The sequence below is a fragment of the Thermotoga profunda AZM34c06 genome, assembly GCF_000828675.1.
GTDB classification, from domain to species: domain Bacteria; phylum Thermotogota; class Thermotogae; order Thermotogales; family DSM-5069; genus Pseudothermotoga_B; species Pseudothermotoga_B profunda.
Map to the genome: position 1 here is coordinate 1,413,715 of NZ_AP014510.1, position 26,768 is coordinate 1,440,482.

Consider the following 26,768-nt stretch of genomic DNA (forward strand, 5'->3'; position numbering starts at 1 on the left):
CGCCTCCTTCATAATCTTTGCCATATTACCCTTCCCTTGTCAACAAAAAACTGCACTTTACCCATTTCCTTCAACCAGCTTAAATAGGCTAATACTGTCATCCTAAGAAGATAATAAGTACCTACATCCTCAAGATTGACTTGCAAACTTTCGATGAGTTCACAAATAAGAGTTTCCTCACTCTTTTGTTCCTTCAGCGTATTGTAGATCTTTTCTGCAACAAATTCTATGTGTGATTTATTCAGATGAACAAGGTTTCTATTGCTAACCAATCCGTGTGAAGGTATGCATTTGTTAAAATCTCTGAGTCTTTCGAGCGATTTCAGTGCATCGCCTATATTGCTATAAACGACGATACCTTTTCTGTCTAAGACTTGGCTTCCAAAAATAGAATCTGCGGCAAAAACTATATCTCCAAGTGCTAACCCAATTTGACCCAATGCGTGACCAGGTAACTCTATGACCTGTACATCCTCGAAATAACAACCCCTCTCAAAAACTGCGTTGATTTTTGAAGGTTCTGCCAAGAAGAACTTGGATCTAAGCTCATCAAGAGGACTTGCTCCACAATACAAACTCATTGGTTCGAAGATGGGATTCTCAACAAATGGTTTTGTCAACAAATGTGTCATAGTTTGAACCTCTAATCTTCTTTGAATAAAGGCATTACCACCTATGTGATCTGCGTGAAAATGTGTATTGACAAGCCATCTCAACCTTAAACCATTCTCAGAGATTATCTTCAAAGCCTTACGCGCATAGGATTCATCTATACCAGAATCTATGAGTATAACATCATTCGAAAATTTTATTAAGCCGAGGTTTGTCCTGTCCTGTAAAACCCCAAATCTATCATTGAGCCATATCAGTTCCAAGTGAAATCTTCCTTTCGAAATTTCACAAGCCAGTTCCACATTGCCACAGTCTCTGGTAGTATGAACAAATTCCTTTTGATCGCATACTGTATTTTATTTGCAGTTATCAAAATCAGCGCTTGGTTCAAGTCGTTTTTTGCCATCTGTCTTAAAAAATCGACGTTTTCATAGATTCTATTTTCCTCGAGTGAATCAGATAGAAAAACTATCTTTCCCACATCACCAAGATTTTCTTTACCACTTGTGTGGTAAGCAATTGCTTCCAAAATCTCTACATCCTGTAGATTGAATCTTCTTTTGAGATACTCAGCTGCGATTTTTCCGTGTAAAAGAATTGGATTTGATCTTTCAAGCTCATTGATTTTTATCTTGTACGCAGTAGCCATTTTCAAAAGGACAGTTGGCCCAACATCCCTAAAAATATCGTGTGCAAAACTCGCGATTGCCACTCGATTTTCATCGATTCCATGAATCTTAGCAAGTTGTACAGCGAAACTCACACAAGATCTGATGTGTTCAAGACGATCGTCACTAAGCAACAATTTGGAAACCTTGTGAAGTTCATTGAGAACCTGATTCATAGTTTACCAGCTTTCCCTTTCAACTTCTACTATTTCAAGACCTTGTGTACTTTCGATCAGTGTCGTGATGTCTTCAATCATGGAATCAAGCACGTCTTTTGCAGATGAAACAATAGCTACTCCTAATTCTGACCAAGTTTTTGAGTCGTTTTTGCCCGTTTCACATATTGACACGTTGAATTTTGTTCTGATTTCGTTGATGAGTTTCTTAAGTAGTGAACGTTTCTCTTTAAGGCTGGCTATCCCAAACAACCTCAATCTGTAGTTTAAAACTGCCACGTGCATTCATATCACCTTTTTGAAAAAAGGGGGAACAAGCCCCCTCATCATGCATTTTGGCTTTCTTGCTTTCTCTCTTGAACTATTTTCTCCTGAATATTTGGTGGCACTTCCTGATAGCGCACAAATTTCATTGTGAAGTATCCGCGTCCGCTTGTGATACCCGAGAGTCTGCCAGAGAAATCGAGCATTTCTGCCAGAGGAACCTCTGCCTTTACTTTTGACATTCCTCTTCCAATCGCTTCCATACCTTGTGGTCTACCTCTTCTGCTTGTGACCTCGCCAATAACATCTCCGGCTACCTCATCGGGGCAGAAGATCTCTACTTCCATTATCGGCTCGAGTAAAACTGGCTTCGCATCTTCCATACCTTTCCTGAAAGCCTGAATAGCAGCGATCTGGAACGAGATATCAGAAGAATCAACTTCATGATAAGATCCATCAAAGAGTGTGACACGGACATCTACAACAGGATATCCTGCTACAGATCCTCTTTTCATTGCCTCAACTATACCTTTTTCAACTGACGGAATGAAATTTTTCGGTATGACCCCTCCAAATATCTTGTCAACGAATTCAAAGCCTGCGCCTCTCGGAAGTGGTTCCAGTTCGATCTTGACATGACCATACTGTCCATGTCCACCGGTTTGCTTTTTGTGTTTGTACTCAGCCACAGCCTTCTTTGAAATTGTTTCTCTGTATGCTATCTTTGGTTTACCAACATTCACATCTACACCGAAAATACTTTTCAGTCTTTCTATCATCACATCCAAATGTATCGTTCCAAGTCCAGATACAACTGTTTCACCTGTTTCGGGATCGTATTCCCAGCTGAAAGTCGGATCTGTTTCAGCCAAACGAGACAAACCATTGCTGATTTTGTCTATATCGGCTTTGGATTTTGGATTGACAGATCGTGAAAACATGGGTTCTGGAAAAGTAGGTGGTATTATGGTCAATTTTCGATCTTTGTGAGTAAGAGTTTCAGTAACAGCACCTTCTTTGAGTTTTGGCAGGACTACTATATCCCCACCTGTAGCTTGATCTATTTCGATCTGTTCTTTCCCACGAGCCAAGTAAAGTCGACCGAACTTATCAGATATACCTCTGTTGACATTGAAATAACTATCCCCGGCTTTCACCACACCAGCAATCATTTTTATATAGCTCACTCGGCCAACAAATGGATCAACAACTGTTTTAAAATTATACGCACAGAATGGTTCTGTCTCGCTTATTTTCAAACTCACTTTTTCTCCAGACTCAAGCTTTGCTTCGTACGGAACGCCTTCGAGTGGACTCACACCGAGTTTAGTTATGTAATTCATCAAAAGATCAACGCCGATATTCTTTTCAGCTGAACCACAAAAGACAGGAGCAACCGAGCCACTTCTATAAGCCATTAGTAATGCATTGGTCAATTCTTGTGGTTGAATCTGCTGACCCTCGAGATATTTTTCCATCAAAGAGTCATCTGATTCAATGATATCTTCAACTGCTTTGAGCTTCATCTCTTTAACTCTATCTACCATTGAAGAAGGTATCGCGGCTTCATTTGGTTTACCATTTTCGTATATGTAGGCTTTCTCTTCGATGAGATCGACAACACCGTGAAATTCTGACTCACTCCCAATTGGCAAAGTCAGTGCAACCATTTTCTTGTTGAACGACGTTTCAAGAGCTCGCAAGGTATTCTCGAAACTCGCTCTCTCTTTATCTATTTGATTTACAAAGACCATAATAGGTTTACCCATGCTCTCGGCAATTTGCCAAGTTCTTTCGGTCTGTATTTCAACACCAGCGACTGCATTAACCACGGACACTATATTTTCACTGACAAAAACACTGTTTGAAACATCTGCTATGAAATCACCAAAACCCGGAGTGTCGATAACAGTCAGTTGATGATCGTTCCAATCAAAAGAATAAATATGGGCAGAAATACTTGATCCCTTTGATTCCTCGATGGAATCTGTGTCAATTAATTTCGAACTTATTCGATCAGCGAGCCCCGCGTTGAATAGCATTGCCGAAAGAAGAAGGGTTTTTCCACATCCGTTGTGTCCTATGAATGCAATATTTCTTTTTTTATCAACCGACTTGTTCATCTCTCCACCTCCAACTTCATTTATTGTTCTTTTTGATAACAAGTAAGGAAACTGGTATTGCCCTTGTCCAAGCGGCAGAAGTCTTACTAACCACCTGATCTCTTATGACCATCACCGATGAACTTCCTCCATCAAAATTCATGGCAGAGTAGAACCCTTTATTCATACAGAATTCAACTAAGTCATCGTAGTTCACACCCCCAGAACCATTTTGATCATTTATCACAGCTAAGACAACCTTACCATCACTGAGTGTTGCAAGAAGAGTTCTTGTGGCATTACTTCGAGCGATATTACCACCATATCGGTTCTTCTCATCACTTCGGTCTGGTATTGGTGCACCTGAATAAAGAATCAAAGGTCCAGCTTCGACAGCGTGTTTTATTGGATATGGAAAATCAGTATTTATAACATAGTCGACTTTATCACCTATCTGTATTCCTTGTAAATACTTTTCATAGTTAGCCGATATTGCCAATATATAGCCATTTTGAGGTGCTTTAGCAGACCAACCATAGCCACTTATCTTCCCTTCAACAACGTTGAAATAAATCATACCATCACGACGTGGTATCGTGATGCCAAATTCCGGTGTGAAGATCAAAACCTCTCCTTGTGCCACTGTGTTCACACCTTTTACCAGAAATAACAACTGCCCAACTCGTATATTCAAGTCAAAATACATTCTTGCAATGTACACAGAGCCGGATTCGGTTTGGACAAAAACAGGTCTATTACCATATGGCAACGACAGTATTTTACCATTGACAATTAACAGACCTATTGGAAGACCAGTATTCGGATCGAAATAATTCGCATTAATACCAGCTACAGCACCTGTTCTCGCAACCATCTTTTCAACACTTTCAAAGGTTCCTATACCACCACCGCTAATTTGAGGTTTTAATTCCACAAGATTTGGATCAATCCAGAGATAGTTTACAATCATATCTTTACCACCAATTTTTTCGACTTTCTGCTCCCACGAGACACCATCAGCGATTACTTCTCTGCCAACTTGTGGAAATCTCAAACCCAGAGTCATAGAACTACGATCAATCTTAACAGTGACAGATGGCTCAGCATCTTTTTCCAATGTGATTTCCAATGAAGTTACATTCCCATCTTGACTGATTTTGACAGCATTCGTTGAAGGAAGATTTGAAAGACAAGGTGCAAGCTGAATCAAGATCTTTGATTTTTGTGTACTCACCTTCATCATTTCGATGAATGGAAAACCAAGAAAACTCAATCTTAATTCATTTTGCGAAAAATTAACCGATGTGAGAATACAAACACTGTCGAGCAAAGCTATCTGACCAGTTGCGGTTTCGTATTTTTTGACATTCATGATCTTTGAGAAAAGATCAATATCTATCATTACCTTGTCTTTTGTGTAGATTGCACTTTTGGGATAGACGTCAAGAAAATCGACCGAGACTGTGCCATTTTTTTCAATGATCGTGATTTTTTTGTTGTATATAAAATAAGCTCTACCTGATTTTTCCGATATAACAAACGAAGCTCCAATTTGGTCCAGTGATCTCAACTCCACGAACCCATTACTTTCTTGTAACGTGGCAAAATTACCATTTATGCCGATTAAAACTTGTGAAAAAGTCAATACACTCAAAGCGAGTAATATAAGAATTATAACTTTCATTCAATCACCCCAAGCAAGATCTCGTGAGGTTTTACACTTTGGTCGACAACTTCATAGGCATCGTGTATTAATTTAATAGCCAAATCGACATCACTTTTCTTAGATACATACATTCGAACAACTGGATCATTAAAATGTATATAATCCCCTATTTTCTTGAGAACCTCTATACCCACTCCCGGATCGATGGTATCTTCTTTTTTGGATCTACCAGCACCAAGTACCATTGAGGCGATCCCTATAAGTTCTGTATTTATCTTACCTATATAACCAGATTTGTTCAAATTAACCTCGACGGTCTCATTACTTAACGGTAATATACTGTAATCTTCTACAATCTTGGGGTTTCCTCCCTGGGCTTCTACAAACTTGGCGAATCTCTCAAGGGCTTTCCCAGAAAAAATCTCATCCATGATCTGTTTTTCTGATACATCTATATGCACAAGATCGAGTATCTCGTAGCATATGTGAACACACAATTTTGTCAAATCACTTGGACCGTTACCTTTAAGAGTCTCGATCGCCTCTATTATTTCCAAAGAATTTCCTACCATTCGTCCAAGTGGTTGATCCATATTTGATAAAACAGCTCTCGAAAGTTTACCTGATCTCTTGAGTATATTTATCATCAGTTGTGCTAACTCTTTTGCACGATCAATATCTTTTAAAAATGCACCAGAACCGACCTTAACATCAAAAATTATTGCATCGGCACCACCTGCAAGTTTCTTACTGACAACACTCGAAGCAATTAAGGATATATTATCAACTGTAGCTGTTGTATCTCGAAGGGCGTAGATTTTCTTGTCAGCGGGTACGAGATTCCCAGTTTGACTTGCGATAGCAAAACCAACCTTCTTGACAATGTCAAAGAATTCTTGTTTTGTCAACTCTGTTCTCATACCTGGTATTGACTCAAGCTTGTCTATGGTCCCACCAGTATGTCCAAGCCCTCTGCCAGACATCTTTGGGATTTTGACACCAAAACCGGCAACCACTGGAAGTACAATGAGTGTTGTTTTATCGCCGACGCCGCCAGTTGAATGCTTATCCACCTTTATACCATCAATTGGCGAGAGGTCCATCATTTCACCGGATCTTGCCATACTCATGGTCAAATCGTAAGTTTCCCTTTGATTCATGCCTCGGAGAAAAATCGCCATCAATAGAGCAGACATTTGGTAATCTGGTATGATTCCAGAAACATATGAATCCACAACGAATTCTATCTCCTCAGATGTAAGCTCTAAACCATCTCTTTTCTTTTTTATAATGTCATACATTCTCATTATTCTCATTCCTTTTAAGGGGTATCTTCACAGTAAAAGTTGTTCCAACACCAAGCTCACTTTCCACAGAAATTTCTCCATCGTGTCTGTCAACAATAGTTTTCACTATTGACAAGCCTAATCCAGAACCACCCATCTTCCTGCTGCGACCCTTATCCACCCTGTAAAATCTATCGAATATTCTGTTGAGCGCCTCCTGTGGCATACCGGGACCAGTGTCGGATACTTCTATAATCGCATGTGATTCTGATTTACTGATCGAAACCTTGACCTTTTTCTCACCTGTATCTTTCAATGACGTATACTTTATCGCATTATCAACCAAATTCAAGAGCATTTGGATCAATCTATCCTGATCCCCAGTGACTGTTACATCTTGACAATCAAAACTGATTTTGACACCGTAATCATTAGAGAGAGGTTCGACAATCGACATCACATATTTTGCTATTGAACACAGATCGATTTTCTGAAAATCAAAATGTGCCTCACCAGATTCCAATCTCTCCAAATCCAAGAGATCATTTATCAACCTTGACATCCTGGCAGATTCGTTTTCTATTATTGTAAGAAATCTATTTCTGGTATCGGGATCCATTTCAGGATCATTCAAGAGTGTCTCGGCATAGCCATGTATTGAGGTAAGAGGAGTTCTGAGTTCATGGGAAACATTAGAAACGAACTCACGTCTCATCTCGTTGAGCTCATATTCTTTGGTCATATCATGAAATAATATGACTACTCTTTTCTCACCCTTAGGCAGTAAAACCGGTATCATTTTACAAGAATAATACCTTTTCCTGCCCTCAACGTAAATTATCACATTACCTTCTTGAACTTGCCAACTTCTCACAGTCTCATCAAACATTTCGATGAGATAATAATCTTCAAGTGCTTCATAGATTTTCTTCGTAGCAACTATAGGTCGACTTATTTTCTGCGCCGCTGTATTTGCAAAGAGTATCTCTCCAGTGCTACTATCGACAAAAAGAATTGGATCAACTATGTTGTCCAAGAGCGTCATGGTATTTTCTCTGCTTTTTTGAGCCATGGCAAGTTCGTCTTCCAAATTGGTTATAGTCTTTCGCAATGTTTCCAAAACATAAGAAGGTGGCGAATCATCTGGAACATTTACCAACTCCGCCACCCTTACGAAAAAACGCTTAAAATTCCTAATTGTTTTATCCCGAATCACAGCGTAAAGGAATATAACTGCGATAAAACTTATCAGGACTGACAGGAAAATTATCACTTACTATTCTTCCTTCCCTGGATCTCTGAACTTATATCCCTTACCCCTTACAGTGATTATGTACTTTGGATTGGATGGATCTTCTTCTATCTTTGTTCTAAGCCTTCTGATATGAACATCAACGGTTCTCGTATCGCCGTAATAATCATAGCCCCACAACTTATCGAGTAGAACATCTCTACTGAAGACCTTCCCCTCATTCTCTGCCAGGAATCTGAGCAGCTCAAATTCCAGAGGTGTAAGGCTGACTTTCTGTCCGTACACTCTGACTTCATACCTTTCAACATCGATTTCTAATCCCTTTGCAATTATTTTCTTCGGTCTTTCCTCTCTCTCCTGAACACTGAGTTGAATCCTTCTGAAGACTGCTTTGATTCTTGCGATCATCTCTCTGATACTAAATGGTTTGGTAATGTAGTCATCAGCACCAAGCTCTAAACCCAAGACCTTATCAAACTCTTCACCTTTAGCACTGAGAAATACCACAGGCGTATTCTTGTATTTCTCTGTACCCCTCAGTTGCCTAACAAGCTCGAATCCATCCATCCCCGGCAACATGATATCGACGATAAACATATCCACTGCTTCATTTGTTGCTACTTTCAATGCTTCCTCAGCCTCGTAAGCCTTCAAAACATCATAACCTTCGCGAGCCAAGTTGTAGCTCACTAACTCAATGATCGATGGATCATCATCCACGACAAGAATTTTCTTCTTCGCCATATCTACACCCTCTTCGGGTACACCTCCTTCTTGGAAAAAATCAGCTTTGAAATCCACACCGTGTTAACATTATAACAGAAACCTTGAAAATTGTAACATGGATTCTTGACCATATCAATTTTTAAGTAGTGCGTGCTATAATGAAACATCATGGAGGGATTCGGTTGAAAAAGGCCTTCACTCTCAAGGCCTTCACTCTCTTAGAATTACTAATTGTCCTTGCGATTTTCTCCAGTTTTCTTGCCATACTTACACTTGTTCTCAACAACTATTTGACCAAAGCCCAAAAGAACATAGCTTTGCTTGATTCGTTCAGAAGGCTCACCGAAACTGCCGATAAAATCAATGAATATTTAATAAAAGCCTCAGGACCAGCCAACTCCATGAAATTAGAGTCAGCCACAAAAGTTACTTTTGATATAATTATTGCAGGACAAAAAATTAATGCTTCATTGGAAATAGTAGACAATACCAAGTTTAATTATTATGAAAACGATCAAGTGGAGACAATTCCAATTGAGAATATAGTTGTAAAATTTTCAAAAATGAGTCAATCAAGTGATATCGATCTTCCGTTAAAGCTGATTGTGAGTACTCCCAACCCATTCAGTATTGATTCAACTTTGAGCATGGAATTCACTGTCTATCCACCTGGAGTGAGGTGAGTATATGGCAGCGAGGAATGGGTACATAATAGTAATTAGTATATTACTTGTTGCAGTATGTGCCATTGTTTCAGTCGCAATTTTTACTCAAATAGAAGCCACTATAAGAAAGGTTTCATTGACTATACAAACACTGAGAGAAAAATCAGACGCGATAAAAGTTATCGCAACTGCTGGCGCTTATTTGAGAAGTAAGTACAGTGTGGCTAATGGGTTTTACCTTGCTGATCATTTGACAGTCCAATCTGCCTTTGATGAGACAAAGAGTGTTATCATCAACAGTTCAGGACCCGTTGAGAAAACCATTTGGCAGAGTTTTTACAATGGTAGCTCTGATGTAGAATTTTTGGCAATCAAGAATCTTTTACAACTTACAAATAACAGCGACTCACCTTTGAAAAGAGCATTGATCGACAGTAAAGCAAAACAGTTGATAGAAATAGATCCTTCAAAAATACGCGTTTATGCTTTTTCAGAAACCACCGATCGATCCTGGTTAATTTTATTGTGCGCAAATGTTGGCAGATCATGGGCATGGGCACTCGTTGGTCCCGAAGGTTTTTTCAACTATGCCGTGTTCTTACCAAATGGTATACCTTCTGGAACGTACTATAGTGATGGCGAGGTCATAGATGGTCCCAGTTGGTTTGGAGTGGATGATAAAGGAAGCGGTGGGCTGGGAATAGGGGGCAGAGTTGGGCCAAGGTTCTACGGCAAGGCTTTTTATAGATTACTTCGTGATTATCTTGTTTCACCAGCAAAGCAGAGCGATGTTTTCGTCGGTGGCCGAGTGACTCTCAGTGGAGCTGATGTGAATGCTTTTAAATCAGCTTACCAGGGCAAAGTGTATTGGGAAGCACAGCTTTCAAGTTTTGGGAAAGTGGACATAGTTGATCTTGCAAGAGGAGATATCAACGTTCCACAAGATCCTACTGGCATTATTTTGACATATTCCAAACTCCCCAGTACACAAGCAGATGATTTAGTAATTACTTCATCGATCTCGAAGATAAACGATAGGGATGTGCAGATAATTAAATTTTCCGGACCAGATGGATATTTTAAGAAAGACAATAAAGAATACCAAGTTGATTTGATTGTTCCATTTCCAGGACCACCAAATGTACCCGTTACAATTGTTGCCACCGAAACCGTTTCAAAACAGAGTACAAGATATACATCGTCAATGCCGTCTTTTAATGGTTTTCTGGGCCTTTTATGTGAAACCACCAATTCTTCAGTTGGAATTGGCATAAAAGACACGTGGACTAAAAATATCTTCATGGGAGATTGGACGATATTGGTAATGGGAAACAAGGGTATGCAAGAGGAACAAACTCCTTGGGATACAGTTAAAATTTATGGAGATATAGAATATTATGGTACAAGAGACGATACAAAAATGACCGTTGAATATCAGGGTAAAAGCTATGAGGTTTTCATGGATCCATTTTTCGCAGATGGAACCCCCATTCCTAATAATAAAGATGTAAAAGGAAGACTTAGGCTTGCAAGTGGTGGCCAAACACTTGAATCGATCGATGGAAAAACCTTTTGGGATGCGTGGTATAAGAAACTTGCTCAAATTGGCACCAAAGATCATATAAATTTGATAACGACAGGGGACATAGAGACACCTTGGCATAATGGTTACATATCAGGATCAGGCATCAGAAACCTTCGCATGGATATGAGCATTTTCACCATGTACTGGGATAGAAATCGAAAGCCAGGTCAAGGTAATCAGGTCTTGGTTCCAACCTTAAAGGTGGATTATAAAGAGTTCCAAGGCTTGAGTTACAGAGTCGTTTTCGGCTCAATTGCATCTGAAGCTGTCACAGCAACTTGGAGTGGGAACAAAGAGTTAAAGGAGTTCAATATTTTTGATAACCGACTCTATTCAGCAAAGAGAGGTTTTTCTCCAATGACTGGAGCTATTTTACTTGAAGGGCTGAGACTTAGATGAAAGGGTATACTTTGATCGAGTTGATAATTGGCATTGCAATCATTTCTATAGCTCTAATCATACTGATCTTATCAGCAGACCAAGCTGTAAGAAGTTTTTCGAAATCAAACGAAGTTCTTACAAAAACTGCAACATTTTTCAATCAAGTAACCTCAAATTTTGCAGGACAAACTTCGGGAAATTTAGTCAATACCCTCGACAAAGTTCTCAATTATCAACTTGTTGGGGCTTATGCGTTCTTCGATTCGATTGAAGTCAGATCAGTTTCTCAAGGTTATGTTTATACATTGAAAGATCCCAGGTTTTAAATCTGTCCCACTTCTTTCAAAAAACTCATCAAGAATCCACGAGCTAAGGACGAGAATCTTGAAATGATATCAATCGTGACTTTTTTTAATGTCTGAAGATCACCCTTACGAGCAACATAATCAGAGATTGTAAGAACTCTTTCTTTGAGAAGATCTTCGTAGACTACTCTCAATTGTTTGTCAACATTTTCGATGTTACTCAGACCAAGCCAGCGAACTTTTTGTATAAGTTGGCGCAAGTGCCTGGAATTTTCAGGTTGGGCTTGCTTTATGGCATCTACAGCATCTTGATCATAATCATACAATAGATATGCTAAATACTCATCATAGGAGTAATGCGAATTCGAAAGTAATTGAGCCATTTGTTTATCTGTAATCGCTTTCAGAGTATCAAAAAATGGACCAGGAGCATTGTGGTAAGGCATGGATAGATCTTCAAGGTAGTGAAGTGCCCTTGCCAAGAAACGGTATCCCCAGTATTCATCGCCTTTCTTAAATGCTTGCCGAGACATGTCTACAAAATAGTAAAAACTTTGACTTCCCTCAAAGAATTCGAAGATCGCTATGTTGTACTTCATGTGCCTAACACCTTGGCTATTACCAATCATATCTTGTAAAGGTGAAAGTTGTAAACCTTCGTCCATGCCAAAATCTGGCTCAACTGAGTACACCATCAATATCTGCCAAACAGGAACTTTTCCATCAACTGGTTTTGGATCTGGTGGAAGGTAACATATATCCCTCAGCGAACAGGATTTTATGAATTCTCCACAATAGTCGTCAAGTCTGAGAGAATCTTTGTTATAAACTCGTTTTTCATCGTAATTGTACGAAGTTATTTGAACCAATTTGTCACTGTTTGGAAGAAAATCTTTAATTAGCAAGTAGGTGAGCACTTCATGAGCAGACCAAGAAAAAGTCATCAAGCAGTGAAAACCAAGTACCATCATGATGAAGATCTTCTTCATATTAACACCCTCTATTATCCTATCACATAAGTTAGCATACCTGAGCATAAGAGAGCATAAGTAAGAAAGAGAGAGAATCAGAACAATGCAAAGAGATTGCCAAAGATTGCCAAGCATAGTCAAAGATTGCCGGATTTTGCCAAATATGGGAATAATGGTAGTATTATACAGGAAAGTAACAGAAATGCTACAAAGGAGGGTTAGAATGATTGGTTCATATTTCATGGAACTCGAAGATAGGTATGGAGCACACAATTACAAACCAATCCCGGTTGTCATCGAAAAAGGAGAAGGTGTTTGGGTATGGGATGTTGAAGGAAATAAATATCTTGACATGCTCTCGGCATACTCAGCTCTCAACCACGGGCATCGCCATCCCAAAATTATGAAAGCTTTAACGGATCAGATGGGTAAACTCACGTTGACTTCAAGGGCCTTTTACAACAATCTTCTCGGCCGATTTGAGGAAAGATTGGCAAAATTTGCAGGTTATGACAAAGTGCTCCCCATGAACACTGGAGCCGAGGCTGTCGAAAGCGCCTTAAAAATAGCACGCAAGTGGGCTTACTATAAGCATGGTATCCCCATGAATGATGGAAACATCATAACAGTAGAAGGCAATTTTCACGGAAGAACAATAACTATAATCTCGTTTTCCACTGAACATCAATACCGAGATGGTTTTGGACCTTACACACCTGGTTTCAAAACAGCTCCATTTGGCGATGCAAAGTCACTTGAAAGTCTGATCGATGAACGTACTATAGGAATTTTAATAGAACCCATCCAAGGTGAAGGTGGTGTAAGAGTACCAAAAGAGGGTTATCTCAGAGAACTGAAGGAAATTTCAAAAAAATATGAAGTTCTTTTAATGTTCGACGAAATCCAAACAGGTCTTGGTAGAACTGGGAAGATGTTTGCGTGGCAATGGGAGGATGCCAAGCCAGACATTTTGATATTGGGAAAAGCTCTCGGCGGTGGAGTGTATCCTGTTTCTGCTGTTTTGGCGAACGATGAAATAATGAGTGTTTTAAAACCTGGCGATCATGGATCAACATTCGGTGGAAATCCGCTCGCGGCGGCGGTGGGAATCGCAGCAATAGATGTTCTCGAAGAAGAAAAACTCGATGTCAGGGCAAGAGAACTCGGTGATTATTTCATCAAACAACTCAAAGCTATTGAAAGTGAATATGTTAGAGAGATTCGTGGTAAAGGTCTCCTAATAGGTGTTGAAATCAAGAAAGAATACGGAACGGCCAGGCCTTTCTGTGAGAAACTGGCAAAACTCGGAATATTGTGTAAGGAAACTCATGATCAAGTTGTGAGATTTGCTCCTCCACTCGTGATAAGTAAAGAAGAAATAGACTGGGCACTCGAGAGAATCTCAAAAGTTCTCACAGAACCTGTTCACAACAAGAATGTCTCAAAAAAGATTAATTGAATCACTTCTTTGTTGCCTGATACTTACTAAACTGTGGGCATTTGATTCTGCTCACAGTTTTTTGTTGGCTTTACCTGGTCAGGAACGAGTTATTAGTTGTTTTGAGACACAAACAGATTTTGTGGTTTTCGCTCAGCAAATGGATACGAACGATATTTTCGTGCTGAATTTAAGCAAGACCTTTGAATTACAGAGTATACATTTTTTCAACCAGCTCAAATTCACAAAGCTCAATTGTGTTAAAAGAGCAATGGATAATGGTTTTATACTCGTAGGTTATGAAGTTTTGCAAAGACAATCAAAGATCAAAATTGCATTGTTAGATGAGCAACTGAATGTGGTTAATGAAAAGATCCTACCTGTTTCAGGAGCTGATCAATGGGCCGAGTGTGTTGTTACTCTGCAAAATGGATATCTGCTTGTTGGTGGTCATAAAACTATCGGAAGTAATTGGTATCAGGCTTTAGTAATTAGATTAGACGAAAATCTTGAGATCATTTGGAGCAAGACTTTTGGTGGTTCTTCAGATGAATGGTTCAGCAATCTCTGTGAATTAAACGATGGATTTTTGTGTGTCGGCTCAACTGAAAGCTATGGTTCTGGCCAGGCTGATTTTTTGGTTGTCCATTTGTTTCAAAACGGCTATATAACTTGGTGGAAAGCGTTTGGTGGTCCTGGCTGGGAAAGAGCTATTGGAATTACCCAAGCAAAAGACGGAATTATGGTGGTTGGTCCTTCAAATTCTTTCACTAAATATAACTCAACTCTTCTCATCAAAGTAAATTCTCGAGGTCAAAAAATTTATCAAAAAACTATCGACCCCAGTGCAGATTTTATTGTAAAAGGTATTGTAAGCTCGAACAACAAAGATCTTTTTGTGATATACGGAGAAGTTTGGAATGATCAATTCAGAAAAGACTTAGCTTATCTAATTATTGACAACCAAGGTGAGATTCTCCAAAAAGAGATCATACAAATGAATAATGATCAGAACTTTTGTCAGATCTTACTTCTTTCAAATAGTAACTTTCTTGTTGTTGCAAGTACTGAAAATCCATATACATCAGATGATATTTTGTTGTTCTTGATCACCAGATGATGATGATTCTTTCAAGAACTCTTTACTGTGGTATTTTTGAATTCTAACGACGTTTCAAGGTTTTATGTAACAATATAATTGCATGGCTGTATTTTCTCTATTTTTTCGAATCTCAAAGATGAAACTGTGTTATTATGAAATCAACGCCGGCGGATGACCGCCAAAGTTTAGGAGGAATCAGTATGTTCAAAGGTACAGTTAAGTGGTTCGATTCAAAGAAGGGCTACGGTTTTATCACCAAGGAAGGTGGAGAGGACGTATTTGTACACTTCTCTGCAATTAAGAGTGATGGTTTCAAAACACTCAAGGAAGGTCAGAGAGTTCAGTTTGAAGTCCAGCAAGGAAATAAAGGGCCTCAAGCAGTCAATGTAGTTCCAATAAACTGAATCGAACACAATTGAAACGGAGCCGATCGGCTCCGTTTTTTATTAAAGCAACGTAGCGATCATCAGCGCTTTTATTGTATGTTTTCTGTTTTCTGCTTCATCCCAAACTCGACTCTGTTTTCCTTCTATGACCTCGAATGTAACTTCCTGTCCCTTTACAGCTGGAAGACAGTGTAAAAAGATGGTTTCCTTCTTGCCTGTTTTCTTCATCAAATTATCATTCACTTGGTATGGTCTGAGCAATCTCTCACGTTCTTGCTGTTTACTTTCTTCTCCCATCGATGCCCAGACATCTGTATAGATAACATCGGCACCTTCGACAGCCTTTTCTGGTTCTTCAATTATTTCAATTCTTGCCTCTGTTTCTTGAGCAACACCCAAGCAAGTCTTCAGCAGATTCTCTTCTGGTTTGAGTTCCCTTGGAGAACATATGACATAATGCATTCCCATCTTTGCACAACCTATCATAAGCGAATTTGCCATATTGTTTCTTCCATCACCCATGAAAACGAGTTTTATATTTTTCAATCTTCCAAAGGCTTCTTGAACTGTCATCAAATCAGCAAGAACTTGCGTTGGATGATATACATCAGTTAAACCATTGTATACAGGTACACCAGAATATTTTGCCAATGCTTCAACGGTCTCTTGTTTATAACCGCGGAACATTATTGCATCGACCATGCGTCCAAGTACTCTCGCTGTGTCTTCAATAGACTCTTTCGCTCCAAGTTGAATATCTTGAATCGACAGAAAAATCGGATGTCCACCTTCTTCTGCAAAGGCTGTCTCAAAAGCCAATCTCGTTCTTGTAGAACGTTTTTCAAAGATCATCGCCAACGTTTTGCCCAGAAATCTCCTGTGAGTCACCTTGGCTCTGTTTTCTCTCTTTACCTGTGCCGAGAGATCGAGTAAGAAGCCAATTTCTTCGGGTGTGTACTCGAGTAATGTTAACAACGATCTTCCTGTCAAATTGACTGCCATGTGCTTACCTCCCTCATTCATGAAATATTGCTATTTCATTCAAAGCTTTCCTTGGACGGTCTTTTCTTGGTTCCGCCGCGTATCCAATGGGAATCATCGCAACGCATCTTTGACCAGCGGGTAATTGTAAAATCTCTCCCACCTTTTTTTCATCAAATGCACCTACCCAACAAGTGTCTAATCCAAAATTTCTGGCAATTAACATGATATGAATAACAAGCGCTGCGGTATCCTGTATACAATACAACGTTCTACCTCTCTCACCATATCTGGACGCGCTTTCTTCTGGTACCATTATGACGCAAATGACCCAAGGAGCTTCCATCAAAAATAGTTGACCACCAGCAGCATCACTCAGATGTTTTCTCAGAGTAGCATTGTGCACGGCATGAATTCTCCATGGCTGTTTATTACCAGCACTTGGAGCATTTAGAGCAAGTTGCAAGATTTGTGTAACTGTGTCCTTGGGTACATCAGTTGATTCATAATGTCTTATACTCCTTCTCGTTTTAATTGCCTCGAGTAATTCCAACGACCTCACCCCCTCAGATTTTGATTATCTCATCAACTCGTGGGCCTGTAGAAATATGAGAAAACTTTACACCAATTTCCTTTTCGATCTTTGCCACGAATCTTTCAAACTCCTTTGAATGTAAAGTCTTCCAACCATCAAATATTTCATAAACTGGTTCTACTTGATCAATGAATTCAAGATTATCCAACTCTTCAAAGATTTTCCCGTTGATTTTGTATGCGACACAGATTGGAATTTTTTCATAACCTGAAAGAATATCAGCCTTTGTCAAAATAAGTGATGTACATCCACTTAATTCAACAGCGTATCTTAGTAAAACAAGATCAAGCCAGCCACATCTTCTTGGTCTGCCTGTTGTTGCACCATATTCTCCGCCGAGTTTACGAAGTCTTTCTCCTTCTTCCCCTCTTAATTCGGTGGGAAATGGTCCCTCACCTACTCTTGTAGTATATGCCTTCATAACACCATAAATTTGATCTATCTTAATTGGGTAGGCAAAACCAGCTTGTATACCAGTACTTGAACAATTTGTAGAAGTCACATATGGATAGGTGCCTACATCTACATCTAACAAGACCCCCTGGGTCCCTTCGAATAAAAGATCTTTGTCTTTCAGATTCTTCACAGCTTTGAGGCTGTCTATTAGAAGATCATGGATTTTGCTGTATCTTATCATCAGTTCTTCCAAGATCTTCTGCGCATTGACATCTACCTGCCAGATACGAGACAGTTCTTCTATGAGACCTTTGGCTTTTGAAGTATCTTCAAGGTCTTGTATCCTCAGACCACATCTAAGGGCACGATTTGCATACGACAAACCTATACCCCTTCTGGTTGTACCTATGGCAGCAAGACGCGATTTGTCTATCTTTTCATCAAGTTCTTTGTAAACAGGAATTACCACATGAGCTTGCTTGGAAATCCTGAGTAAAGATCTCGCATGTGGCAAAAATTGGTCAATTTGTTCAATTTCATCGATTAACACATCAAAATCCGTGGCAACCCCCGGTCCGATGTACATCATTTTCCGTTTTTTCAAATCTGCAGACGGCAAAAGGTGGTGTACGACTTTGAAATCCCCATAATCCACAGTATGACCGGCATTACTTCCTCCAGAGTATCTAATTACACAATCAAAATCTCTTGAAAGATATGTGACAATCTTCCCTTTTCCTTCATCGCCCCATTGAAGTCCTATCACTGCCGCTTTCACTGTATACACTCTCCTTCAAATCTTTTGTAAATCTCATCAACATGTTTTAAATAGTAATTTGGATCAAAAACAGATGCTATTTCTTCATCGGTGAGAATCTTGAGATTGTTTTTTGCCAGATTTTTGAGATCTTCCTTTGTCTGCCAGCACTTCAAAGATAAGGACTGAACAAGATCATATGCTTCGTTTCGGGAAAGCCCTTTGTCAATTAAGGTTAACATCAATCGTTGTGAATAGATCAAACCATGTGTTATATCAATGTTTTTGATCATGTTTTCCCTGTACACAACCAGATTTTCAAGCAAATACTGAGATTTGACTAACATATAATACAATGTCTGAGTTGCATCTGGCAGAATATATCGTTCAGCCGAAGAGTGTGAAATATCTCTTTCGTGCCACAATACGTTGTTCTCAATAGCAACCGAGACAAAAGACCTCATCATTCTGGAAAGTCCACATAATCTTTCGCAGAGCACCGGATTTTGTTTATGAGGCATGGCACTTGAACCTTTCTGCCCTTCTTTGAATGGCTCTTGGACTTCGAGTACCTCTGTTTTTTGCAAATGCCTTATCTCAGTTGCTATTCGCTCAATCCCACTGGCTATGAGTGCAAGAATCATAATTAGAAATGCGTGATGATCTCTGTTGACAATCTGACTCGATACAGGTGTAGGTTTTAAGCCAAGTCTTTCTAATGCGAGTTTTTCGATCTCTGGTGGCACATTTGCATAGTTGCCAACCGCTCCACTTATTTTACCGAAATTGATTTGTTCTCTTGTGAAAAGTAGTCTCTCGTAATTTCTCTTTGTTTCTGAGTACCAATTTAATACCTTCAAGCCAAAGGTTGTTGGCTCTGCGTGAACGCCATGTGTCCTGCCTATCGTTAAGGTATGTTTGTGTTCTAAGGCGAGTTTCCACAATGTTTTGAGTAATTCTTTCATTTGTTCCAAGAGTATATCGCAGGCTTCTACAAGTGTCATAGAGAGTGCAGTATCTATCACATCGGAGGAAGTCAAACCATAGTGAAAGAATCTGGCTTCAGGTCCCATCTTACTTGTTGCCATCTTCACGAAGGCTATGACTTCGTGGTCTGTCTGTTTTTCATATTCACCGAAGAGTTTCAGATCTATCACAGCGTTTTTTTCTGCCTGGTGTGTCATTCCTTGTGGTATGATTTTGGTTTTTTCATAAGCTTCCATTACTGCTAATTCAACTTTGAGCCATCTTTCAAGCGTCGCCTTTTGGTCCCATAGTTCTTTCATCGGTGAGAGAGCATACCTTTCCACCACAAGACTTCCTCCTCTCAAATAGATCACGTAAACCTATCAGAGCCACTACCAGAAAGATCAACCAAGATTTGTCTGCCAATTTTATTTTTACGACTTCAAAAAGTCCAAATCCCGTACAACCCCAGAATAAAATCCAAATGGGATACCAAAATTTCGTAGTGTATAAAAGGTCATATAAAACGCTGACAACTAAAGCAATATAAAATGGTGTAATTGAAATGATTTCACTGCCTCTGAGCTTAGGTAGTATCATCGCTGCTATTGTGAAAATCAATGTGATGGTGTGTAATATATCTGGCTTTCTGGATTTTCTTATGAAAAAATAAATCGATGTCGGAATCACAAAAGCCGTGAAGACTATCAAACTACGCATATCGAATTTCAACAAATACAATAAGATTATCGCAGCAACAGAAAACAACAGCTTTGCCATGATATCACATCTTTTCTGGTGCGCTTACACCTAACAGTGTTAATCCTTTTTTAAGCACTATCATCGTTGCATAAGATAGGTTGAGACGTGCGTTGGAAAGCTTGGGATTATCTCGATCGACTATGAGGCACTTGGTATAAAAACTGTGAAAATCATACGCGAGCTGTTCAAGGTACTGAGTCAATTTACTCGGCGATAGAGTTCGTACAACATCTTTAAGGGCATCTTCGAATGCATCTATTCTTTTTATCAAATCAAATTCTGATTTGTCAGACAAAAGTTCCACGTCTTCACCTTTTTTGAATTGAACCATTTTGGCTTTTGCTTGTTCGAAGAGACTACAGATTCTGGCATGTGCATATTGAACATAATACACAGGATTGTCTGAGGATCTTTCCTTTGCAAGATTCAGATCAAAAATCATGTGAGTATTTGGATCAATCATCGCAAAAAAGTACCTTGTGGCATCAACTCCGACTTCCTCTCGGAGCTCTTGCAAGGTTACAAATTCACCGGCTCTTGTTGACATCCTCACTATTTCTTCACCGCGTTTGAGTGTTACAAACTGGTGCAAGATCACATTGAAAAATCCGTCTTCTACTCCAAGGGCTTTCATTGCCGCCGCCATTCTTGGAATATGCCCATGATGATCACTGCCCCATATATCGTAGACTTTTGAGAATCCCCTCTTGTATTTGTTGTAGTGATATGCGATATCTGTTAGAAAATAAGTGAGACTTCCATCTTTTTTTATCAACACTTTATCATCTTCATCTACAAAATCGGAAACTTTGAACCACAGAGCCCCATCTTTCCAGTAAGAATGGCCTTTTTCTTCAAGGATTTTGAGAATGTGGTTCACTGTTCCATCTCTCACCAAGGATTTTTCAGAAAAGTAAACATCGAAAGAGCATCCAAGTTCTGAAAGATCGTGTTTCATATCTTGAAGAATATTTTCAACGGCATAATTTTCAAAAAATTGTGAGATCTCGTCATCCCACTTTTCTTTGTACTTGTCTTTTTGTTCTTCGACAAGCTTTTTGGCGATATCTATTAAGTACTGGCCGCGATAACCGTCTTCAGGAATGTCGACATCTTTTACACCAAGAATCTGGTTATATCGAACCCATAACGATCTTCCAAGTAGTTTTATTTGTCTTCCAGCATCGTTTATATACATCTCTCTTGTCACTTGATAGCCAAGTTCTCTAAAAACATTTGACAAAACATCGCCTATGACAAGCTGCCTTCCATGACCAACGGTGAATGGACCTGTTGGGTTAGCACTACCATATTCAAACTGGATCTTTTCTGATCCAATCTTATTCAAAGGATATTCATCAAGTTCTATTATCTTTGATAGTACCTTCAGCAGTGCTGATTTTTTCATGACAAAGTTCATGAAACCTGGCTTTGCGACATCGATCGATTCGAACAAATCGCTCTGCTTTAATTCCTCACGTAGCTGTTCAGCCAATTGCATTGGTGGTTTTTTGGCATATTTAGCACCTACCAACGCGGCATTTGTTGCAAAGTCCCCAAAACCTTCAGGTGCAATATCTACCTCGAAATTGTAGGCCTGATCAACAATTCTCTCAATTGCTTTTGCAAGTTCTGCTTTTAAAAGTTCTCTAAGCAAGAAAATCACCTCACAATGTCTTATTACGATTCATCTTATTTGTGACACTTGTTATTATTTCAAGGTCACTACCTGGATCATCTATAATGATTGCATAAAACAACTCTGCCTTTCTTTGGAAACCAAACTTCTTTTTACCATTCACTTTTTCAACCACAGGCCTCCAAGAACCACAGTTTATGTAAAACTTGTTTTGGCCATCGTGGGGAATAATTCTAAGACAATTATGATGAATATGCCCAAATATGACACCGTTGAGTTCTTCTATTTCAGGTTTTTGATCGCAATAGCCAAGTAGATCTTCCTTACCAAGTGATCTTTTACCCTTGAGCATTTGCTTAGCAACTTTGTAAAGATAATCTGTTTTTCTGAAGTTTCTGATCCTCATCGTTGCTCTTACCAAGAATGACCCCAGGTTCATTCCACCAACTCTGTTGAGAAAGAGTTTTGAAAAACAATGCAATACAGGAAAATTCTTTTTCATCCAAAATTTTGCCTCTGATGTTCTCATCATTTGTAAAAAGGTGCTGATCCACAATTCGAGTATATCAACTCCAAGGTCATAGACCTCGACAGCTCTGTCAAACCAGTGAAAGACATCTAAAGCTGGTCTTACGTTGTCGTAATCACGTGTCACCTCAAATGGTGCAAGTGCCTGTACATACTCATCGAAATAGAACATCATATATCTCGCTATGTAATCACCAAGCGGTGGAACAAGTGAATTGTTTTTCTTATCGTATCCAAATTTATTTATTATGTCAAATTGGTTTCCGTGAATGGCCAGAATCCCGGTATCTGGATTGTAATAATACGGTATGACCTGAACATTTAACAATTCAACCAATCTTTCTCGTAAGAGCCTGTTCGACAATAGATAATAATCATGGTTTCCAACAACGTAGAACACATTGTGGTTTTTCGCAAATTCCCTGAAAGCGTCAAAGACAAGGGGATGTTTTTTTGCTATGGCATCTATAACAGATCCATCGAGCTTTGTGCTGAGCTCATCGAATGGTACCAGTCCCATTTCCTTCACCGCACGACTTTCGAGTATCTCAAATCCATCTCCTACAATAATAATTTCAGCATCCGAATGCTGTGAGAAATCAACTATCAAATTTGAAAGTTCTGCATCGAACTCAAAGTCATCTTTTGCCGAACCGTCTCCAATATGCAAATCACTCAGGAAAAGTCTTTTCACCGATTTTCTACCTCGCAAATATTACGGCTATTGCGAAGAATATTTCCTTTGGTAATTATACACCGTGTTTTTAAACGGAAAATGTTGATAATCAAGAATCAGTTTTGAGAAGAGATTCATTTCCATCATGACATTGTGGTAAAATAATTTTGACAACTTAAATATATACAATGTGGTGATAGCGTGAATAAACCACGTAGCTTATTGGCTTATTTATTCAGGTATAGTTGGTTATTGGTTTCCATCTTCATCTTATCAATATTAGCTGCAGCTCTCACCTTTGATACTTATTACCGCTCAAGAGTGTCTAAGGATCTTTGTGCCTCAACCTTTAGAGCTGTGATTTGGTCATTGGATAATTGGATTGAGAATTTGAAATCATTCTATAGATTGGGTTCTCATTTTTTAGATGACTTTTTGGACAGGATCTATCTTTTTTTTGAAAGAGAACCAGATGCGACAGATCAACGAATTGAGGAAGAATTTCAAAAAATTCTTGGAACAAATGCTACACTGGCAAATTGGTATCTGATAAACCCACTCGGAATAATCGAAAGAACAAACTATGCAACAGATATAGGTGTAGATTTGACAGAAAAGGCCAGTTATTGGAAAAAGCTGCAATCTTTACGAGTATCTGAAAAACATTTTGATCCACTGACATACGAGGTTCGTACTGGAAATCCAAGGTTCTATTCTTATATCAAGTTATCGAATGGGTATCTCTTCGAACTGGGTTTTTCAATACCAAGAGAGCAATTAGATCAACTGGTTAAATTGCTTGATAACCTAAAAAGACAGTTTGTATTCATAACAGAAATATCAATTTACAACGAAAGTCTGGCGCCAGTTTTGCCGACATTTAAAGTCACAGATGTAGATAGAGAGTATTTTTTGAGGCTCGATAATCAGCCTTTTATTGTCAACAATATTGGTGAATGGAAGCAGGCTATTTATGGAAAATGGACTCCAAAAGATCTTCCGGTGGGCTTCAATATAAAGATTCAGATGGACCTTTCGACATTCTCTAGCTTCAAGAAACATTTACTCTGGGTCTTGAATATCACAATACTTGTAATAACGATGTTTTCTATATTGATTATTTATTTTACAACCAAAAAGATACAGCAAATGATCGATGGAGTAGTTAGCCACTTGACAAACTCATCCCAAATTGCACAAAAAACCGGTATACGCGAGATAGACTTTTTGGTAGAAAAATATGATGAACTGGTGAAGAATCTGAACGAGCAGCTCAAACTCAAAGAAGAATTTACTCTCATCTTAAAACATAATATTGAAGAACGAGACAAACTTCAGCAAAAACTTGAAAAACTCGCTTTGACCGATGAACTTACTGGTGTTTATAACAGGCGAGCCGCAATCAGCTTTCTTTCAGATTATCTCAAAGATTTGACTTCAAAACTCAGTGTGTGCTATTTTGATGTGGACCATCTTAAGCTTGTGAACGACAGACTTGGTCATTTATGTGGTGATAAACTCTTGAGTCATGTGGTAGACATCGTAAAAGAACATGTGAGAAGATCAGATTTAGTTGCGAGATTCGGGGGCGATGAATTTCTCATTATATTCCCTCATACTTCTAAAGAACAGGCGCAGTCTGTATTAGACAGAATAGTCCAAAATTTACAGAGGGAAAAACCAGAATGTTTAAAAAATTTTGATATTTCAATAAGTTATGGCTTAGTTGAGATTGATCCTGATAAACCTGCAGATGTTGATCAAATCATAAAGCTGGCAGATGAGAGGATGTACAACCAGAAAAAGGAAAAGCAGGGGCAAAGCCCCCACTCAAATTTTGAATCTCGCGAGCGCTTCGATCAATCTCCTTGACATCTCCATCAGTTGTTCGCTTGCTTCGCTAACTCTATGTGCACCATCAGTCTGTTCTTTTACCAATTCCAACATATGTTCAACTTGTTGCACGATACTGGTCACAGCCTTTGTTGCATTGTCCATTGCACTGGCCATTTCCTGAGTAGCTGCACTTTGTTCTTGTGCACTTGCAGCCGTCGATTCAACCATACTACCCATTGATTCTACCTCGGACAAAATGTCTTTTAATCGCTTACCTACAACAGATGCTTGTTCACTGGCTTCATCCACGACCTTTGCCGTTTGGTTGGTCTGTTCATCGGCATCTTTTGCGCTTTGTTGAATCTTTCGCAATATATTTGCTATATTTTCGGTGGCAGACTTACTCTGCTCTGCGAGCTTTCTTATCTCATCTGCAACAACTGCAAAGCCCCTACCTGCTTCACCAGCTCTTGCCGCTTCTATTGCTGCATTAAGTGCGAGTAGATTTGTCTGTTCTGCTATAGAATTTATCGTTTCAACAATTGTCGCGATATTCTTTGCGTCTTCAGTTAAACCTCCGACAGTCTTAGTTGTAAGATCTGCTCTCTCTTTTGCTCTGGCTACGATCTCAACGATTTTTTCTATGGCTTTTTCTCCTTCCTTTGCGGAGTTAGTAACTCTTTCTGCCCTTTCACTCAATTGCTGGGTTGATTTTGAAACATTTTGAGCACTTGCTGCTACTTCTTCCACACCAGAACTGACCTGTTGTATGGAGGCAGAAGCATTTTGTATGTTCTTATTTATCTCCTCTGCTCTTGATGAAAGCTTACTCGCTATGTCGCTACTCTGCTGTGCAATTTGTCCAAGTTCTTTGGAGAAGCTGTCTATTGTATTGGCAGAGTCTTTCACCGATCGCATAGATTCTCTCAATGAGACTGCCATTGAGCTAAGGGCTGATGCCATATGAGCTATCTCATCTTTACCCTTTGCCTGGAACTGGGTTGTTAAATCACCACCGCCGAATTGTTCAACGCCTTTCGCCAGAATTTTGATAGGTTTAGAGATCGTGTTTCCAACGATGAACGAGACGAGTACCACTATACCAATGATGACAGCTATGACGATTATCATAACTCTCAACAACGTATTTGCACGCGCCATAAGGTCACTTTCTGGAATCGACATGCCAAGTGTCCAATTAGGACTACCATTGATCGGTGTAAAAAATACAAATGCCTTACTTTTGTCAGGTAGAGTAATTAAACCTGATTCAGTCTGTCCTTGAATCATCTTTTTTCCAAGTTCTTCAAGACCTGAATAACCTTCCTTTGAACTGGCAAGAACATTCAATTTGAGTACGATATCTTTTTGTGGATGAGCAAGTACAAGACCTGTTCCATCCACAATCCAACCATAACCTACCTGCCCCATCTTTATCTGTGAAGTCATATCACTCAATTTATCCAAAGAGATCGTACCACCAAAGATACCTGCTACATTTCCATAGCTGTCGACAACTTTGTGTGCAATCATAAAAACGCTCTTTTTAGTCAAAGGTGATTGATGAACCTCCCCTATAAAAGTCGGTTGATTTTGTCCAACAATCTTTTTGAAAAATTCTCTATTCGTCGCATCAAATGAGACTATACTTGCACTATCTGTTTCCCACATCTGACCTTTGTAATCACAAACAAAATATGTATCAAACACATCTTTTCTGTCTTTGAGTTTTTCTGACAACTGCTGAGCAACCCAATAAGTAGCAGTCACAAGAAAGTCCATTGTACTACTCTGAGCAATGGCTTTCAATTCGAGTGATCTACCACTGATCCATTCACTCACCATTGCGGCATTTCCACGCACTACCTCGGCGCTCAGCTCTTTTGTCAATGGTAGAACCGTGTTTTGTGTCTGAAAATAAATAAATATTCCTAAAATAATAAGCAATGTGATTGTGCTTGTTAAGAACCAAAATAGTATTCTTGATCGTACAGATTTCATTCCATAATCCCTCCTTAAAGTACTCATCTCGTTATATTTTTACCAT

At 39.1% G+C, this 26,768-nt stretch carries 24 protein-coding genes; 7 read left to right on the forward strand and 17 right to left on the reverse strand.

What is annotated here, in order from left to right:
• Positions 1–8 precede the first annotated feature (8 nt).
• From TSP02S_RS06835 to TSP02S_RS06870, 8 genes are read right to left on the reverse strand one after another with little or no spacing between them, the layout of a single operon-like run.
• Positions 9–875: an MBL fold metallo-hydrolase gene (locus tag TSP02S_RS06835; RefSeq protein WP_041082921.1), complete on the reverse strand. Its 867-nt coding sequence runs from the start codon at positions 873–875 to the stop codon at positions 9–11.
• Positions 866–1,456, reverse strand: coding sequence for a bis(5'-nucleosyl)-tetraphosphatase (symmetrical) YqeK (gene yqeK, locus TSP02S_RS06840; protein WP_041082923.1), 591 nt, complete (start codon positions 1,454–1,456; stop codon positions 866–868). The genes TSP02S_RS06835 and yqeK overlap by 10 nt, the downstream gene beginning before the upstream one ends.
• Positions 1,457–1,459: 3 nt before the next feature.
• Positions 1,460–1,741 (reverse strand): DUF503 domain-containing protein, encoded by a 282-nt coding sequence (locus tag TSP02S_RS06845; protein WP_041082925.1) that lies wholly within the window; start codon positions 1,739–1,741, stop codon positions 1,460–1,462.
• A 41-nt stretch (positions 1,742–1,782) separates the two neighbouring features.
• Entirely contained in the window at positions 1,783–3,843 is a 2,061-nt protein-coding gene (fusA, locus tag TSP02S_RS06850; protein ID WP_041082927.1) for an elongation factor G, read from the reverse strand.
• A 16-nt stretch (positions 3,844–3,859) separates the two neighbouring features.
• Entirely contained in the window at positions 3,860–5,506 is a 1,647-nt protein-coding gene (locus tag TSP02S_RS06855) for a phosphodiester glycosidase family protein (RefSeq protein WP_041082929.1), read from the reverse strand.
• Entirely contained in the window at positions 5,503–6,795 is a 1,293-nt protein-coding gene (locus TSP02S_RS06860) for a thymidine phosphorylase (protein ID WP_041082931.1), read from the reverse strand. The genes TSP02S_RS06855 and TSP02S_RS06860 overlap by 4 nt, the downstream gene beginning before the upstream one ends.
• The gene (locus TSP02S_RS06865; RefSeq protein ID WP_041082933.1) at positions 6,782–8,047 is read right to left on the reverse strand and encodes a sensor histidine kinase; all 1,266 of its coding nucleotides are present in this window, start codon (positions 8,045–8,047) and stop codon (positions 6,782–6,784) included. The genes TSP02S_RS06860 and TSP02S_RS06865 overlap by 14 nt, the downstream gene beginning before the upstream one ends.
• Positions 8,048–8,050: 3 nt before the next feature.
• Positions 8,051–8,770 (reverse strand): response regulator transcription factor, encoded by a 720-nt coding sequence (locus tag TSP02S_RS06870; protein ID WP_041084215.1) that lies wholly within the window; start codon positions 8,768–8,770, stop codon positions 8,051–8,053.
• A gap of 164 nt (positions 8,771–8,934) precedes the next feature.
• Between TSP02S_RS06870 and TSP02S_RS06875 the strand changes: the two genes are divergently transcribed.
• From TSP02S_RS06875 to TSP02S_RS06885, 3 genes are read left to right on the forward strand one after another with little or no spacing between them, the layout of a single operon-like run.
• The gene (locus TSP02S_RS06875) at positions 8,935–9,435 is read left to right on the forward strand and encodes a type II secretion system protein (RefSeq protein ID WP_041082935.1); all 501 of its coding nucleotides are present in this window, start codon (positions 8,935–8,937) and stop codon (positions 9,433–9,435) included.
• 4 nt (positions 9,436–9,439) lie between these two features.
• A complete protein-coding gene (locus TSP02S_RS06880; RefSeq protein ID WP_041082937.1) occupies positions 9,440–11,401 on the forward strand; it encodes a hypothetical protein in 1,962 nt (653 codons plus the stop codon).
• The gene (locus tag TSP02S_RS06885; protein ID WP_041082939.1) at positions 11,398–11,709 is read left to right on the forward strand and encodes a prepilin-type N-terminal cleavage/methylation domain-containing protein; all 312 of its coding nucleotides are present in this window, start codon (positions 11,398–11,400) and stop codon (positions 11,707–11,709) included. The genes TSP02S_RS06880 and TSP02S_RS06885 overlap by 4 nt, the downstream gene beginning before the upstream one ends.
• Here the strand turns inward: TSP02S_RS06885 and TSP02S_RS06890 are convergent.
• Positions 11,706–12,677 (reverse strand): phospholipase C/P1 nuclease family protein, encoded by a 972-nt coding sequence (locus TSP02S_RS06890; protein ID WP_041082941.1) that lies wholly within the window; start codon positions 12,675–12,677, stop codon positions 11,706–11,708. The genes TSP02S_RS06885 and TSP02S_RS06890 overlap by 4 nt on opposite strands.
• An 85-nt stretch (positions 12,678–12,762) precedes the next feature.
• On the opposite strand from TSP02S_RS06890, the gene rocD reads away from it, so the two are divergent.
• The 3 genes from rocD (at position 12,763) to TSP02S_RS06905 (ending at position 15,603) form a co-directional block, all read left to right on the forward strand.
• Positions 12,763–14,118 (forward strand): ornithine--oxo-acid transaminase, encoded by a 1,356-nt coding sequence (rocD, locus tag TSP02S_RS06895; RefSeq protein WP_269763771.1) that lies wholly within the window; start codon positions 12,763–12,765, stop codon positions 14,116–14,118.
• Between the two features lie 64 nt (positions 14,119–14,182).
• The gene (locus TSP02S_RS06900; protein ID WP_144380741.1) at positions 14,183–15,217 is read left to right on the forward strand and encodes a hypothetical protein; all 1,035 of its coding nucleotides are present in this window, start codon (positions 14,183–14,185) and stop codon (positions 15,215–15,217) included.
• Positions 15,218–15,399: 182 nt separating this feature from the next.
• Complete coding sequence (locus tag TSP02S_RS06905) at positions 15,400–15,603, forward strand: cold-shock protein (protein ID WP_041082947.1); 204 nt, start codon at positions 15,400–15,402, stop codon at positions 15,601–15,603.
• Positions 15,604–15,645: 42 nt separating this feature from the next.
• Here TSP02S_RS06905 and argF read toward each other — a convergent pair whose 3' ends face one another.
• Genes argF through TSP02S_RS06940 form a run of 7 tightly spaced genes read right to left on the reverse strand, consistent with a single transcriptional unit; the run spans position 15,646 to position 22,903 of the window.
• Positions 15,646–16,587 (reverse strand): ornithine carbamoyltransferase, encoded by a 942-nt coding sequence (gene argF, locus TSP02S_RS06910; protein WP_041082949.1) that lies wholly within the window; start codon positions 16,585–16,587, stop codon positions 15,646–15,648.
• 13 nt (positions 16,588–16,600) lie between these two features.
• Positions 16,601–17,119, reverse strand: coding sequence for a nitroreductase family protein (locus tag TSP02S_RS06915; RefSeq protein WP_041082950.1), 519 nt, complete (start codon positions 17,117–17,119; stop codon positions 16,601–16,603).
• A gap of 13 nt (positions 17,120–17,132) precedes the next feature.
• Positions 17,133–18,335: an adenylosuccinate synthase gene (locus TSP02S_RS06920; RefSeq protein WP_041082952.1), complete on the reverse strand. Its 1,203-nt coding sequence runs from the start codon at positions 18,333–18,335 to the stop codon at positions 17,133–17,135.
• Positions 18,332–19,627, reverse strand: a complete 1,296-nt coding sequence (purB, locus tag TSP02S_RS06925; protein ID WP_041082954.1) for an adenylosuccinate lyase — start codon at positions 19,625–19,627, stop codon at positions 18,332–18,334. Before purB ends, TSP02S_RS06920 begins: the two co-directional genes overlap by 4 nt.
• On the reverse strand, positions 19,566–20,060 hold the full coding sequence (locus tag TSP02S_RS06930; protein WP_041082956.1) for a hypothetical protein: 495 nt from the start codon (positions 20,058–20,060) through the stop codon (positions 19,566–19,568). The genes purB and TSP02S_RS06930 overlap by 62 nt, the downstream gene beginning before the upstream one ends.
• A gap of 4 nt (positions 20,061–20,064) precedes the next feature.
• Positions 20,065–21,699 (reverse strand): arginine--tRNA ligase, encoded by a 1,635-nt coding sequence (gene argS, locus TSP02S_RS06935; protein WP_041082958.1) that lies wholly within the window; start codon positions 21,697–21,699, stop codon positions 20,065–20,067.
• Positions 21,700–21,709: 10 nt separating this feature from the next.
• Positions 21,710–22,903, reverse strand: a complete 1,194-nt coding sequence (locus TSP02S_RS06940; protein WP_041082960.1) for a metallophosphoesterase — start codon at positions 22,901–22,903, stop codon at positions 21,710–21,712.
• Positions 22,904–23,086: 183 nt separating this feature from the next.
• On the opposite strand from TSP02S_RS06940, the gene TSP02S_RS06945 reads away from it, so the two are divergent.
• The gene (locus TSP02S_RS06945) at positions 23,087–24,757 is read left to right on the forward strand and encodes a GGDEF domain-containing protein (protein WP_041082962.1); all 1,671 of its coding nucleotides are present in this window, start codon (positions 23,087–23,089) and stop codon (positions 24,755–24,757) included.
• Here the strand turns inward: TSP02S_RS06945 and TSP02S_RS06950 are convergent.
• On the reverse strand, positions 24,716–26,722 hold the full coding sequence (locus tag TSP02S_RS06950; protein WP_041082964.1) for a methyl-accepting chemotaxis protein: 2,007 nt from the start codon (positions 26,720–26,722) through the stop codon (positions 24,716–24,718). The genes TSP02S_RS06945 and TSP02S_RS06950 overlap by 42 nt on opposite strands.
• Between the last annotated feature and the right edge of the window lie 46 nt (positions 26,723–26,768).

What these genes read in the sequence shown, in the direction of transcription:
- yqeK (WP_041082923.1), bottom strand. Translation starts at nt 1,456, where the DNA reads ATGAATCAGGTTCTCAATGAACTTCACAAGGTTTCCAAATTGTTGCTT.
- TSP02S_RS06845 (WP_041082925.1), bottom strand. Translation starts at nt 1,741, where the DNA reads ATGCACGTGGCAGTTTTAAACTACAGATTGAGGTTGTTTGGGATAGCC.
- fusA (WP_041082927.1), bottom strand. Translation starts at nt 3,843, where the DNA reads ATGAACAAGTCGGTTGATAAAAAAAGAAATATTGCATTCATAGGACAC.
- TSP02S_RS06855 (WP_041082929.1), bottom strand. Translation starts at nt 5,506, where the DNA reads ATGAAAGTTATAATTCTTATATTACTCGCTTTGAGTGTATTGACTTTT.
- TSP02S_RS06860 (WP_041082931.1), bottom strand. Translation starts at nt 6,795, where the DNA reads ATGAGAATGTATGACATTATAAAAAAGAAAAGAGATGGTTTAGAGCTT.
- TSP02S_RS06870 (WP_041084215.1), bottom strand. Translation starts at nt 8,770, where the DNA reads ATGGCGAAGAAGAAAATTCTTGTCGTGGATGATGATCCATCGATCATT.
- TSP02S_RS06880 (WP_041082937.1), top strand. Translation starts at nt 9,440, where the DNA reads ATGGCAGCGAGGAATGGGTACATAATAGTAATTAGTATATTACTTGTT.
- TSP02S_RS06885 (WP_041082939.1), top strand. Translation starts at nt 11,398, where the DNA reads ATGAAAGGGTATACTTTGATCGAGTTGATAATTGGCATTGCAATCATT.
- TSP02S_RS06890 (WP_041082941.1), bottom strand. Translation starts at nt 12,677, where the DNA reads ATGAAGAAGATCTTCATCATGATGGTACTTGGTTTTCACTGCTTGATG.
- rocD (WP_269763771.1), top strand. Translation starts at nt 12,763, where the DNA reads ATGCAAAGAGATTGCCAAAGATTGCCAAGCATAGTCAAAGATTGCCGG.
- TSP02S_RS06905 (WP_041082947.1), top strand. Translation starts at nt 15,400, where the DNA reads ATGTTCAAAGGTACAGTTAAGTGGTTCGATTCAAAGAAGGGCTACGGT.
- argF (WP_041082949.1), bottom strand. Translation starts at nt 16,587, where the DNA reads ATGGCAGTCAATTTGACAGGAAGATCGTTGTTAACATTACTCGAGTAC.
- TSP02S_RS06930 (WP_041082956.1), bottom strand. Translation starts at nt 20,060, where the DNA reads ATGGCAAAGCTGTTGTTTTCTGTTGCTGCGATAATCTTATTGTATTTG.
- TSP02S_RS06950 (WP_041082964.1), bottom strand. Translation starts at nt 26,722, where the DNA reads ATGAAATCTGTACGATCAAGAATACTATTTTGGTTCTTAACAAGCACA.